2 protein-coding genes (1 of these 2 cut by a window edge) are annotated in these 14727 nt (G+C 66.8%); both read left to right on the forward strand.

Annotated elements, in window-relative coordinates; all coding sequences use genetic code 11:
• Positions 1–9627: a non-ribosomal peptide synthetase gene (locus CEX88_RS20930; protein ID WP_476638874.1), complete on the forward strand. Its 9627-nt coding sequence runs from the start codon at positions 1–3 to the stop codon at positions 9625–9627.
• Positions 9614–14727, forward strand: the 5' portion of a protein-coding gene (locus CEX88_RS20935) for a non-ribosomal peptide synthetase (protein ID WP_094294949.1). It continues 14980 nt past the right edge of the window; only the first 5114 of its 20094 coding nucleotides appear in the window; its start codon is at positions 9614–9616; its stop codon lies beyond the right edge, outside the window. Before CEX88_RS20930 ends, CEX88_RS20935 begins: the two co-directional genes overlap by 14 nt.

Below are 14727 nucleotides of genomic sequence, written 5' to 3' on the forward strand. Positions count from 1 at the left end.
TTGCCGTCAATTGACTTGCTCGATGAGCGCGAACAGGCCCGAGCTGACGGGTGGGGTAACCGGGCCGTGCTGACCGCGCCGGCGCCAGACGCCGTCTCGATCCCGTCAATGTTCACCGCACAGGTAGCTGCCGTTCCAGACGCGGTTGCGCTGACGTATGCCGGTCGTTCGTGGACCTATGCCCAACTGGATGCGGCATCGAACCGAGTGGCGAACCTGTTGGCTGACCTGGGGGTAGGCCCGGGCAAGACTGTGGCGCTTATGTTCTCGCGTTGCGCAGAGGCGATCGTCGCCATGTTAGGAGTGCTCAAGAGCGGGGCGGCGTACCTGCCGATCGATCCAGCACACCCGTGGCCGCGCATCGAATTCATGATTGCGGACGCGGCGCCCATGGTGGCACTGACCACCACGGGGCTTGCCGAGCGGTTGGCCGATAGCGCGTTGGTGGTCATCGACGTCGCCGATCCGTCGATCGAGGGCTATTCGGTCTCACCCTTACCGGCGCCCGCCGCGGATGATGTGGCCTACACGATTTACACCTCGGGCACGACCGGTGTACCGAAGGGGGTGGCGATCACCCACGCCAACGTCACCCAGCTGATCGGCTCTTTGCATGATGAGTGGGCCACGGCGGGGCAGGTGTGGTCGCAGTGGCACTCGTATAGCTTCGACATCTCGGGGTGGGAGATCTACGGCGCCTTGCTGCGTGGGGGGCGGCTGGCGGTGGTGCCCGAGTCGGTCGCCACTTCGCCGGAAGCTTTGCGCGTCTTCTTGATTGACGAGCAGGTCAGCGTGCTGTGTCAGACCCCGTCGGCGGTGGGGATGTTGTCGCCGCAGGGGCTGGATGCGGTGACATTACTGGTCGGTGGCGAGGCTTGTCCGCCCGAGGTGGTGGATCGCTGGGCCCCTGGCCGGGTGATGATCAATGAGTACGGCCCGACCGAGGCCACGATGTGGGTGGCGTTGAGTGCGCCGCTGCAGGCGGGCTCACGGGTGGTGCCGATCGGCGCACCGGTGGCGGGCGCGGCGTTTCTTGTGTTGGACAGTTGGTTACGCCCGGTACCGCACGGGGTGGTCGGAGAGCTGTATGTGGCCGGGCCGCAGTTGGCGGTCGGGTACGTGCGAAGGGCTGGGCTGACGGCCGCGCGGTTTGTCGCGTGTCCGTTCGGCGGACCCGGCAACCGGATGTATCGCACCGGAGACCTGGTGTGGTGGGGCGCAGATGGACAGCTGCGTTATGTCGGTCGCGTTGATGAGCAAGTCAAAATTCGTGGGCATCGCATCGAGATCGGCGAAATACAAGCCGCACTCAGCGCGCTGGAGGGGGTGGACCAGACAGCGGTGATCGTCCGCGAGGACCGTCCGGGTGACAAGCGCCTCGTCGGCTATCTCACGGAGTCGGTTGAGGGCGCAGTGGATCCCACCACTATTCGTGCCGCCCTGGGTGAGCGGCTACCCAGCTATATGGTGCCTTCGGCGGTGGTATTGATCGATGCATTGCCGTTGACGGTCAACGGCAAGCTCGACAAGCGCGCTTTGCCTGCGCCGGAATATAGCGATGTCGATCGGTATCGTGCTCCGGGCACGCCGGCCGAGGAGATTCTGGCTGGCATTTTCGCCGAGGTGTTGGGTGTCGAGCGGATCGGCGTGGATGAGTCGTTCTTCGAGCTTGGTGGCGACTCGCTGCTGGCGATGCGGGCGGTCGCCGCGGTCAATACGCGCCTGGACTCCGGGCTTTCTTTACGTGCGGTGTTTGAGGCGCCCACGGTGGCCGAGTTGGCGTCTCGCATAGGCGAGGGAGACGGGCTAGAGCCGTTGGTTGCCGGTCCGCGTCCTGCGGTGGTGCCGTTGTCGTTTGCGCAGAACCGGTTGTGGTTCCTGGATCAGTTGCAGGGTCCCTCCTCGGTTGACAACTTGGCGATGGCGTGGCGGTTGGATGGGCGCTTGAACGCTGAGGCGTTGGGTGCGGCTGTTGTTGATGTGGTGGGTCGTCACGAGAGTTTGCGGACGTTGTTTCCAGCCCCAGGTGGGGTTCCGCAGCAGTCGGTGGTGCCTGTTGAGCGCGCTGATGTGGGTTGGCAGGTGGTTGATGCGACCGGGTGGCCGACGGGTCGGTTGGATGAGGCCGTCGGGGCAGTGGCGCGTAAGCCGTTTGAATTGGCCGGTGAGATCCCTTTGCGGGCAACGCTTTTCCGGCTCAGCGAGGATAAGCATGTGTTGGTGGCGGTGGTGCACCATATCGCCGCTGACGGTTGGTCGGTCGCTCCGTTAATGGGCGATTTGAGTGCGGCCTACGCCGCCCGCTGCGCGGGCCAAGCCCCGGACTGGGCGCCGCTGCCGGTGCAGTATGTCGATTACGCGTTGTGGCAGCGCGCGCAGTTGGGTGATCTCAATGATCCCGACAGCCGGATCGCTGCGCAGCTGGCCTACTGGCAGGACGCGTTGGCAGATCTGCCCGAGCGAGTGGAGCTGCCGACTGATCGGCCGTATCCGCCGGTGGCGGACTACCGCGGTGCCAAGGTGGCGGTGCAGTGGCCGGTGCCTGTGCAGCAAGCGGTTTCAAGGCTGGCCGGCGAGCATGGCGCGACCAGTTTTATGGTGATGCAGGCCGCTCTGGCGGTGCTGTTGGCCAAGCTCAGCGCGAGTTCCGATGTGGCAGTGGGCTTCCCGATTGCTGGGCGGAGAGACCGGGCACTCGAAGAGTTGGTCGGTTTCTTCGTCAACACGCTTGTGCTGCGTGTCGATCTCGCCGGGGACCCGACGGTCGCCGAGGTGCTGGAGCAGGTGCGGCACCGAAGCCTGGCGGCATTCGAGCACCAGGATGTGCCGTTTGAGGTGCTCGTCGAGCGGCTCAATCCCAGCCGCAGCCTGAACCACCATCCGCTGGTGCAGGTCCTGTTGGCCTGGCAGAACAACGCCGCCGGGGAACTGAGACTCGGTGATGTAGAGGTCGCCTCGATGCCGGCCGACACGCACACCGCACGCGTGGATCTGACGTTCTCATTGGCAGAGCGGTGGAGCGCGGCCGGGCAGCCCGTCGGTATCGCCGGGGATGTTGAGTTCCGCACTGACGTGTTCGACGCCGCGAGCGTTGAAGCGTTGGTCGAGCGGTTACAGCGGGTGGTGGTCGCGCTGTGTGCTGACCCGACCCGCCGGGTGTCGTCGATCGATCTGCTCGACGAGCGTGAACACCTTGATGTGCAGACGTGGGGCAACCAAGAAGCATTGACCCTGCCGGTGTCCGCGACCTGGTCGATCCCGGCGTTGTTCGCTGCCCAGGTGGCCCGTGCTCCGGAGGCCATCGCCATCACTTACGGCGCCCGTTCGTGGACGTATCGCGAACTCGATGTGGCCGCGAACCGGATGGCGCACCTGCTGCGCAGTCACGGGGTGGGACCCGGAGAACGGGTGGCCCTCCTGTTGAAGCGGTCCGCGGAGGCCGTGGTGTCGATCCTCGCCGTGCTGAAGACTGGGGCGGCTTACCTGGCGATCGACCCGAGTCAACCGGGTACGCGCATGCACTTCATGCTCTCCGACGCCGCTCCGGTGGTCGCGATCACCTCTGCCCGCCTGGCCGACCGCCTGGACGGCCATGATTTGCTGGTCGTCGACATCGGTGACCCCGCCGTCCATGCCCAGCCCAGCACCGCACTGCCGGCACCCAGCCCGCACGACGTGGCCTATCTGATCTACACCTCGGGCACGACCGGTGTGCCCAAAGGCGTGGCCGTCCCACACGTGAACGTGACCGAGCTGCTGGACTCGCTGGACGCGGATCTGCACACGTCGCCCGGCCAGGTGTGGACGCAATGCCACTCCTTGGCCTTCGACTTCTCGGTGTGGGAGATCTTCGGTGCGCTGCTGCACGGCGGCCGGCTGGTGGTGGTGCCCGATTCGGTGGCCGTTTCGCCGCAGGACCTGCACGCCTTGCTCGTCAGGGAAGAAGTGAATGTCCTAAGCCAGACCCCGTCGGCGTTCTATGCCTTGGAAACCGCGGATTCGTTGGCGCCCGAGCTCGGCCAACAGCTCAAGCTGGAGACGGTGATCTTCGGTGGTGAAGCGCTTGAACCGCACCGCCTTACGTCGTGGCTTCGCAACCACCCCGGTCTGCCCCGGCTCATCAACATGTACGGCATCACCGAGACCACGGTCCATGCCTCGTTCCGCGAGATCGCCGACATCGACGCCGAGAACGCCGTGAGCCCGATCGGATCGCCGCTGGCCCATCTCGGCTTCTTCGTGTTGGACAGTTGGTTGCGACCGGTTCCACGTGGCGTGGTCGGAGAGTTGTACGTGGCCGGTCAAGGTGTCGCTTTCGGATACGTGCGCCGGGCCGGGCTGACCGCGACGCGGTTCGTCGCCTGCCCGTTCGCTGGCGTCGGCACGCGGATGTATCGCACCGGTGACCTGGTGCGCTGGGGTGCCGACGGGCAGCTGCAGTACCTGGGACGTGCCGATGAGCAGGTCAAGATCCGCGGCTACCGCATCGAGCTCGGCGAGATCCAGACGGTGCTGAGCACCGTCGACGCGGTGCACCAGTCGGCGGTGATCGTCCGCGAGGACCGCCCGGGTGACAAGCGGCTGGTGGCTTACGTCACCGGCACAGCAGACTCCGTCGACTTGCGTAACACCCTTTCCGAACGTCTGCCGGCTTACATGGTGCCCGCGGCGGTGGTGATCGTGGAGGCCCTGCCGCTCACCGGAAACGGCAAGCTCGACAAGCGCGCACTGCCGGCACCGGAATACGCCGACGGCGACCGCTACCGGGCGCCGGCTGACGCCCTCGAGGAGATCCTGGTCGGTATCTACGCTCAGGTGCTGGGTGCGGAGCGAGTCGGGGTCGACGACTCGTTCTTCGAGTTGGGCGGTGACTCGCTGTCGGCCATGCGGGTGGTCACCGCGGTCAACGCCACCCTGGGCGTCGATCTGGGCGTACGGACCCTGTTCGAGGCGCCGACGGTGGCCCGGTTGGCACCGCGCATCGGAGCAGCCGAAGGGCTGGCGCCGCTGCTGCCAGCGGAGCGCCCTGCGGTGGTGCCGTTGTCGTTCGCGCAGAACCGGTTGTGGTTCATAGAGCAGCTGCAGGGCCCGTCCGCGGTCTACAACCTCGCGGTGGCGTTGCGCCTGGATGGGCGGCTGAACACCCAAGCGCTGGGCGCTGCCTGGGGTGACGTGGTAGGCCGACACGAGAGCCTGCGCACGCTGTTCCCGGCGCCCGACGGTGTTCCCGAGCAGTTGGTGGTGCCTGCGGAGCGGGCGGACGTGGGTTGGCAGGTTGTCGATGCTACCGGCTGGCCGCAGCGCCGGCTGGAGGAGGCCATCGGGGCGGCAGCGCATCGACCCTTTGACTTGGCTACCGAAATCCCCTTGCGCACAACGGCTTTCCGTGTCAGTGACCACGAGCATGTGCTGGTCGCGGTGGTGCACCACATCGCCGCTGACGGGTGGTCGATCACTCCGTTGGTGCGTGACCTGGGTGTGGCTTACGCAGCCCGCTGTGCGGATCGAGCTCCGAGCTGGGCGCAACTGCCGGTGCAGTACATCGACTACACCCTGTGGCAGCGCGCGCAGTTGGGTGATCTCGATGATCCCGACAGCCGGATCGCTGCGCAGCTGGCCTACTGGCGGGACGCGTTGGCAGATCTGCCTGAGCGAGTGGAGCTGCCGACTGATCGGCCGTATCCGGCCGTGGCGGACTACCGCGGTGCCAAGGTGGCGGTGCAGTGGCCGGTGCCTGTGCAGCAAGCGGTTTCAAGGCTGGCCGGCGAGCATGGCGCAACCAGTTTTATGGTGATGCAGGCCGCTCTGGCAGTGCTGTTGGCCAAACTCAGCGCGAGTTCCGATGTGGCAGTGGGCTTCCCGATTGCTGGGCGGAGAGACCGGGCACTCGAAGAGTTGGTCGGTTTCTTCGTCAACACGCTGGTACTGCGGGTCGACCTTGCGGGCGACCCGACGGTCGCCGAGGTGCTCGAGCAAGTGCGCCAGCGCAGCCTGGCGGCATTCGAACATCAGGACGTGCCGTTCGAAGCGTTGGTGGAGCGACTCAATCCGACTCGAAGCCTGAACCACCATCCACTGGTGCAGGTGCTGTTGGCCTGGCAGAACAACGTAGCCGGCGATTTCCGGTTGGGTGACGTCGGAGTCACGCCCTTGCCCGCCGACACCGACACCGCCCGCGTGGATCTGACGTTCTCGTTGGCAGAGCGGTGGAACGAGGCCGGGGAGCCCGTCGGTATCGCCGGGGATGTTGAGTTCCGCACCGACGTGTTCGACGCCGCGAGCGTTGAAGCGCTGGTCGAGCGGCTGCAGCGGGTAGTGGCCGCGCTGTGCGCTGATCCGTCCCGCCGGATGTCGTCGATCGATGTCGTCGACGAGCATGAGCATGCCCGGCTGCAGGACTGGGGCAACAGGGCCGTGTTGACCCGGCCCGTCCCTACGCCGCCGGGGTCCATCCCGGAGGCCTTCGCGGCGCAAGTCGTCCGCAGCCCGGAAGCGGTGGCGGTCAGCAGCGGCGGGCGGTCACTGTCCTATCGCGAGCTCGACGAGGCGTCGAATCGGTTGGCAAACCTGCTGATCGCCCGCGGCGTCAGTGCTGGCGGACGGGTGGCGCTGCTGATGGAGCGCTCGACCCCGGCGGTCGTGGCGATGTTCGCGGTCCTCAAGACCGGGGCGGCGTACGTGCCGATCGACCCGGCGCATCCCGATGCGCGCATCGAGTTCGTCCTGGCCGACGCGGCGCCGACGGTCGTCCTGACCACCACCGACCGTCGCTCGCGGCTGGCCGAGCGCGACGATCTTTTGGTCGTCGACGTCAACGACCCGGCGGTCAACAGCTATCCGGGCACCGCGCTGCCCTCACCGGTACCCGGCGATATCGCTTACCTGATCTACACCTCGGGTACCACTGGCACCCCGAAGGGCGTTGCGGTCGCGCACCGCAACGTGATCCAGCTCCTGCAGACGCTCGGCAACAATGTGCCGGCGGCAGGCGTATGGTCGCAGTGCCATTCGTTGGCCTTCGACTTCTCGGTGTGGGAGATCTTCGGGGCGCTGCTGAGCGGCGGCCGGCTGGTCATGGTGCCCGATGCGGTGGTGCGTTCCCCCGAGGAGCTACGTGCGTTGTTGGTCAGCGAGCAAGTCAGCGTCCTCAGCCAGACCCCGTCGGCGTTCTATGCCCTGCAGGCCGCTGACGGGCTGGCGCCAGAGCTGGGTGATCAGCTGATGCTGGAGACGGTGGTCTTCGGCGGGGAGGCGCTCGAACCGTCGCGTCTGGGTGGCTGGTTCGATCGGCATCCGGCATCGCCGCGGCTGCTGAACATGTACGGCATCACCGAGACGACGGTGCACGCCTCGGTGCGCGAGATCGTCCCCGCCGACACCCAGGCCACGGTCAGCCCGATCGGGGTTCCGTTGGCCCACTTGGGCTTCTTCGTGTTGGACGCGTGGTTGCGCCCGACGCCCGTCGGGGTGGTCGGCGAGTTGTACGTGGCCGGCGCCGGTGTCGCCGAGGGCTACGTCGGCCGGGCCGGGCTGACCGGCTCGCGGTTTGTGGCGTGCCCGCTCGGGGCGCCCGGGGCGCGTATGTATCGCACCGGGGACCTGGCGTCGTGGGGCGCTGACGGGCAGCTTCGGTACGTGGGCCGCGCCGACGAGCAGGTCAAGATCCGTGGATACCGCATCGAGCTCGGCGAGGTGCAGGCCGCGCTGGCCGCCCTCCAAGGGGTTGATCAAGCGGCGGTGCTCGTGCGTGAGGACCGCCCCGGCGACAAACGCCTGGTCGGCTACATCACCGGTTCCGCCGAGGTGAGCGGGATTCGGGCGAAGCTCGGTGAGCGGTTGCCCGCGTACATGGTGCCGGCGGCGGTGGTGGCGCTGGACACGTTGCCGATCACGTCCAACGGCAAGCTCGACAAGCGCGCGCTACCGGCGCCCGAGTACACCGATGTGGACCGCTACCGCGCCCCCGCCAGTGCCACCGAGGAGGTTCTTGCGGACATCTTCGCCCAGGTGCTGGGGCTGGAGCAGGTCGGCGTCGACGAGTCGTTTTTCGAGTTGGGCGGCGACAGCATCCTGTCCATGCAGGTGGTGGCACGCGCTCGAGCGGCCGGTGTGGTGTGTCGGCCCCGCGACATCTTCGTCGAGCAGACGGTGGCTCGGCTGGCGCAGGTGGCCACGATCTCGGACGGCGAGACCCAAGAGTTCGACGACGGCATCGGACCGGTTACGGCCACCCCCATCATCAGCTGGCTCGAGAGCGTGAACGGGCCGATTGACCAGTTCAATCAGACTGTGCTGCTGCAGGCTCCCGCCGGGGTCGGTGAAGCCGATGTGGTGGCGTTGTTGCAGGCGTTGTCCGATCGGCACGCCATGTTGCGCCTGCGCGTCGCCGAGACTGCCGACGGATGGTCGTTGCTTGTGCCGGAGGCCGGGTCGGTGGACGCCCGCGAGTGCCTGCACACCGTCGAAGCGCTATCGGACGAGGCGCTGGTCAAGGTGCGGTCACGGTTGAGTCCCGTCAGCGGGGCGATGTTCGGTGCGCTGTGGGTGGCCTCGACCGGCCAGCTCGCGCTGGTTGTCCACCACCTCGTCGTCGACGGCGTCTCATGGCGGATTCTGTTGGAGGACCTCAACATCGCCTGGCGGCAACATCGCGCCGGACAGCCGATCGATCTACCGGTGGGCGGGACGTCGTTCGCCCGATGGGCATCGATGCTGGCCGAGCACGCCAAGGATGCGGAGGTGGTCGCGAAGACCGCCGCATGGCGGCAGGTGGCCGCAGTCCCGTCGCGCTTGCCCGCGGTGCAGCCGGCGGTGGACACGTTCGCCACAGCCGGCCGCTTGTCGGCGGTGTTGGACGTCGAGACGACCCGGATGCTGCTGGGTGAGGTTCCGACGGCGTTCCACGCCGGAGTCCACGAAGTTCTGTTGATCGGGTTCGGGCTTGCGGTCGCGGAGTTTCTGGGAACCGGTCTCGCGCCGGTCAGCATCGACGTCGAAGGCCACGGACGCGACGGGGATCTGACCGAAGAGGCGGACCTGTCCCGGACGGTGGGCTGGTTCACCACCAAGTACCCGGTGGCGTTGAGCGTCGGTGGACAGGACTGGTCACGGGTGAGCGCCGGAGGCCCGTCGCTGGGGGCGCTGGTCAAAGATGCCAAGGAGCAACTGCGCGAGCTGCCGGACGGTCTGTCCTACGGTCTCCTGCGTTATTTGAATCCCGACGCCGAGTTGCCCGATTCCGACCCGGCTATCGGCTTCAACTACCTCGGTCGCCTCGGCGCGGCGGCCGCCGAAACCTCCGACGACCTTTGGCGGATGAGCCACGACGGCATGTCGCTGACCGGTATCGCTTCGGACATCCCGATGCCACTGCTGCACACCGTGGAGCTCAACGCGGCAACCGTAGACACCGACAGCGGCCCTCAGCTGCACGCCAACTGGACGTGGGCTCCCTCAGCGTTGGGCGAGGCGGACGTTATTCGGTTGAGTAGCTTGTGGTTTGAGGCTCTGGACGGAATCTGCAAACATGTCATGGGCGGCGGAGGCGGGTTGACCCCCTCCGATATCGCCGTCAACCTCAGCCAACAACAGATCGAGGAGCTTCAGCGGCAATATGCAAATCGCTGACATACTGCCGCTTACCCCTCTACAGCACGGTTTACTCTTCCATGCCGGCGCAGCGCCGGACCTGGGCGACGACGTGTATGCCGTGCAGTTCGACATCACCGTGCGCGGTGCTCTCGACGAGGACCGGCTGCGTAATGCCGTGAATAAGGTCGCGGCCCGGCACCCGAATGTGTTGGCCCGCTTCTCAGAACAATTCGGCCAGCCGGTGCAGATCATCCCGGCCGACCCCGAGGTGCCTTGGCGCTACATCGACCTTCGGGACAGCGACACAGACCTGGATGTGGAGATCGAAGCAATCTGTGCGAGCGAACGCGCTGCGATCCGTCACCTCGCCGACGACCCGGTATTCCGGGTGGCATTGATTCGTACCGCACCCGATCAGCACCGGTTCGTGCTCACCAATCATCACATCGTGCTCGATGGCTGGTCGATGCCGATCCTGCTGCGCGAGATCTTCGCGAGCTACTACGGGTGGCGCCTGCCCCCGGCCACGCCGTATCGCAGATTCGTCACCTGGCTGGCCGAGCGGGACCGCGAGGCAGCCCTCGCAGCCTGGCGTGATGTGTTGACCGGTTTCGAGACCCCGACATTGGTGGGTTCTCCGGATGGGTTGGAGCTTCGCAGTCGCGGTGTGTACGAGCACCGGCTGTCGCAGGCGACGACACAGGCCCTGACCGAGCTGGCACGCTCGCGGCACACCACGGTCAACGTCGTGCTCCAGGGCGCTTGGGCGTTGCTCCTGGGCTCGCTGACCGGTCAGCATGACGTGGCCTTCGGGACGGCGGTTTCGGGTCGGCCGGCTGACGTGCTCGGCGCGGAATCGATGGTGGGGTTGTTGATCAACACCGTCCCGGTTCGGGTGAACGTCACGTCGACCACCACCACAGTCGAGTTGCTCGACCAGCTGCAGAGCACCAATAACCGCACGCTCGAGCACCAGCACTTGGCGCTCAACGAGATGCACCGAATCGCCGGTCACGACAAACTCTTCGACACTCTTCTGGTCTACGAGAATTACCCGGTCGACACGGCCGCGTTGGCCGGCGACAACGGGTTGGCCATCACCGAGTTCAACACCCGGGAGTACAACCACTACTCCCTGACGCTGCAAGCCGTCCCGGGCGACGAGCTCGCTCTTCGGGTCGAATTCGCCGCTGACGTATTCGACGACGAACGAATCCAGACGCTGATCGAGCGGTTCGGCCGCGTGCTGGCGGCGATGACCGCCGACCCGACGCGGCGGTTGTCGACGATCGACTTGCTCGATGCCCAAGAGCACGCCCGGCTGGAACAGATTGGTCACACCGCGGTGTTGACTCAGTCCGCGACCACGGCCTCGATCCCGGCGCTGTTCGCCGCTCAAGTGGTCACGGCGCCGGACGCGGTGGCGCTGACTTGTCAGGGCCGCTCGATGACCTACCGGGAGTTGGACGAGGCATCAAACCGGTTGGCGCATCTGCTGGCCGCTCACGGAGCCGCTCCGGGACAGTGCGTGGCGTTGCTCTTCAACCGGTCGCTAGATGCGATCGTGGCCATTCTGGCGGTACTCAAGGCCGGGGCGGCTTATCTGCCGATCGACCCGAAACTGCCTGCCGCCCGGATCGGGTTCATGATCTCCGATGCCGCGCCGATCGCCGGTGTGACCACCGCCGAATTCGCCGACCGGCTGACCGCACACGCGTTGCCCGTCGTCGACGTCGACGATCCTGGCGTCGAAACCTGTCCTGGCACCGCACTGCCGGCGCCCGCTGCCGACGACCTCGCCCACATCATCTACACGTCCGGCACCACCGGCACGCCGAAGGGCGTGGCCGTCACCCACTCCAACGTCACCCGGCTTTTCGACGGAATGGACGTAGGGGTGCAGATGGCGCCCGAACAGGTCTGGACACAGACTTCGTCCCTAGTCTTCGACTTCTCGGTGTGGGAGATCTGGGGAGCGTTGCTCCACGGCGGTCGGCTCGTGGTGGTGCCCGAGGACGTGGCCCGCTCGCCGGAAGACTTTCACTCGCTCCTGGTGACGGAGCGGGTCAGTGTCCTGAGTCAGACCCCCTCCGCGGTGGCGGCGCTGTCGCCGCAGGGGTTGGTGTCGGTCGCGCTGATGGCGGCCGGGGAGGCCTGCCCCCCCGCGGTGGTGGACCAGTGGGCGCCCGATCGGGTGATGGTCAACGGGTACGGCCCAACCGAGACCACCGTTTACGCCACGATCAGCGCGCCGCTCCGGGCGGGGTCGGGCGCGGTGCCGATCGGCCTGCCGGTGCCGGGTGCGGCGCTGTTCGTGCTCGACGGCTGGTTGCGGCCGGTGCCGCGCGGCGAGGTCGGGGAGTTGTATGTGGCCGGTCGCGGCGTGGCGTGCGGGTACGTGCGCCGGGCGGGTCTGACCGCGTCGCGGTTCGTGGCTTGCCCGTTCGTCGGTTCCGGCGCGCCCGGCCAACGCATGTATCGCACCGGGGATCTCGTGCGCTGGGGCGCCGACGGCCAGCTGGAATACCTGGGCCGCATCGACGAGCAGGTCAAGATCCGCGGGTATCGCATCGAGCTCGGGGAGATCCAGGCGGCCCTGGCCGCGTTGGCCGGTGTGGCGCAGGCAGCGGTCATCGTGCGCGAGGACCGGCCCGGTGACAAACGTCTGGTCGGTTATGTCACCGGGACGGCCGATTCGGCCGAGCTTCGCAACGCCCTTGCCCAACGTCTGCCCGCCTACATGGTGCCGACGGCGGTGGTGGTGCTCGAGTCGCTGCCCTTGACGGTCAACGGCAAACTCGACAAACGCGCCCTGCCCGCACCGGAATATCAGGGCAGCGACACTTACCGTGCGCCCACCGACGCGGTCGAGGAAGTCTTGGCCGACATCTATGCCGAAATACTCGGAGTCGAGCGGGTCGGGATCGACGAGTCCTTTTTCGAACTGGGCGGAGACAGCATCCTGTCGATGCAGGTCGCAGCCCGAGCACGCGCAGCGGGGTTGAAGTGCCGACCGCGTGACATCTTCGTCGAACAGACCGTGGCCCGACTGGCCAGGGTGGCGCGCGCCACGACCGGCGACGTAGAGGTCGTCGACGAGGGCTTGGGCCAGATTCCTGCGACGCCCATCATCCACTGGCTGGCCGGCGTCAACGGTCCGGTCGATCAGTTCAACCAGACGGTGGTGGCCCAAGCCCCGGCCGAGGTGACCGAGGCCGACGTGGTGGCGCTGTTGCAGGCGCTATTGGACCGGCACTCCATGCTGCGGCTGCGCGTCGACCACGATGGAGCCGGCAACTGGTCACTGAACGTGCCGGAGGCGGGGTCGGTCGGCGCCGCCGCATGCCTGCGCACCGTGGACTTCTTGTCTGAAGAAGCTCTGGTCGCAGCGCGCTCACAATTGGACCCGGCTGCGGGCGTCATGCTCAGGGCCTTGTGGGTAACGTCCACTTCTCAGCTGGTGCTGGTCGCACACCACCTGGCCGTCGATGGCGTGTCCTGGCGAGTCCTGCTGGAAGACCTCAACATCGCTTGGTCACAGCGTCGCGGCGGCAAGCCGGTGCAGTTGCCCGCCGGGGGGACGCCGTTCGCCCGGTGGGCCTCCCTCCTGGCGGAGTACGCGCAAGACCCGGACGTGGTGCAGCAGGCGCAGATATGGCGTCAGGTGGCGGCCGCCCCTGCGGTGCTACCGGCCGTGCAGCCGGCGATCGATACGTTCGCGACTGCGGGGCGCATTTCGTTGTCGCTGGACGAGCCGACCACGCGCATGCTGCTCGGGGAAGTGCCGTCGGCATTCCATGCGGGCGTGAACGACATCCTGTTGATCGCGTTCGGCCTGGCGCTGGCGGAGTTCTTCGCCGCTGACGGCGACCCGATCGGTATCGACGTGGAGGGGCATGGTCGGCAGGAGGAGATCGCCGCCGACGTCGACCTGTCGCGAACGGTGGGGTGGTTCACCACCAAATACCCGGTGGCGCTGACGGTCAACGGTCTGGACTGGGCGCAGGTGACCGCCGGTGAGGCATCGCTGGGGGCGGCGCTCAAGGCCGCCAAAGAGCAGCTTCGCGCAGTGCCGGACGGGCTGACTTACGGCGTATTGCGGTATCTGAACGCCGACGTCGAGCTGGCGGGTCCCGACCCCACCATCGGCTTCAACTATCTGGGCCGGATGGGCGCTCCGGGCGCGGAGACTGTCGGCGGAACATGGCGGATGAGCCAGGACGGCTTGTCAGCGACCGCCGCGGCCGCAGACATCCCGATGCCGTTGATGCACACGCTCGAGCTGAACGCCGCCACCGTCGACGCCGAGACCGGCCCGCAGTTGCACGCCAACTGGACGTGGGCAACCTCGGCGCTCGATGAGGGCCAGGTCAGCCGGCTGAGCCGACTGTGGTTCGAGGCGCTGTCCGGCATCTGCGCGCACGTCAGTGCAGGCGGCGGCGGACTGACGCCCTCCGATATCGCACCCGCGCGCCTGACCCAGCAGCAGCTGGATGAGCTCCATAACCAGTACAGGATCGCCGATGTTCTACCGCTGAGTCCCCTGCAGCACGGGCTTCTGTTCCATACCGACAGTGCGCAGGTCACCGATGATGTGTATGCGGTGCAGCTGGACATCACCGTTACTGGGCCCCTCGATGCTCGCCGCCTGCACGAGGCGGTGCTGACGGTGGCCAACCGGCATCCGAACCTGGCTGCCACGTTCTGTGCCCAGTTCGAAGAGCCGGTACAGATCATTCCGGTCGATCCCGACGTGCCCTGGCGGTATCTCGATCTCGTTACGGGCGATGTGGGCATCGACGAGCAGCTCGACACCGTGTGCGCCGCGGAACGCGCCGCGGTCTGCGATCTTGCCCACCAGTCGGCCTTCCGGGGGGCACTGGCCCGGACTGCCGAAGACCGCCACCGGTTTGTGCTCACCTTTCACCACATCGTCGTGGATGGCTGGTCGCTGCCGATCCTCCTGCAGGAGATCTTCGCCAGCTACTACGGTCAGCCGTTATCGGCCGCAGCTCCGTACCGCAACTTCATCAATTGGCTGGTCAGTCGAGACCGCGAGGCCGCCCGGATGGCCTGGGGCGAAGTACTGGCCGGCTTCGAGAACCCGACCATGGTGGGTCCCCCTGATCGGTTGGG

It is taken from the genome of Mycobacterium neumannii (assembly GCF_002245615.1).
In the GTDB taxonomy this organism is placed as follows: Bacteria; Actinomycetota; Actinomycetes; order Mycobacteriales; family Mycobacteriaceae; genus Mycobacterium; species Mycobacterium neumannii_A.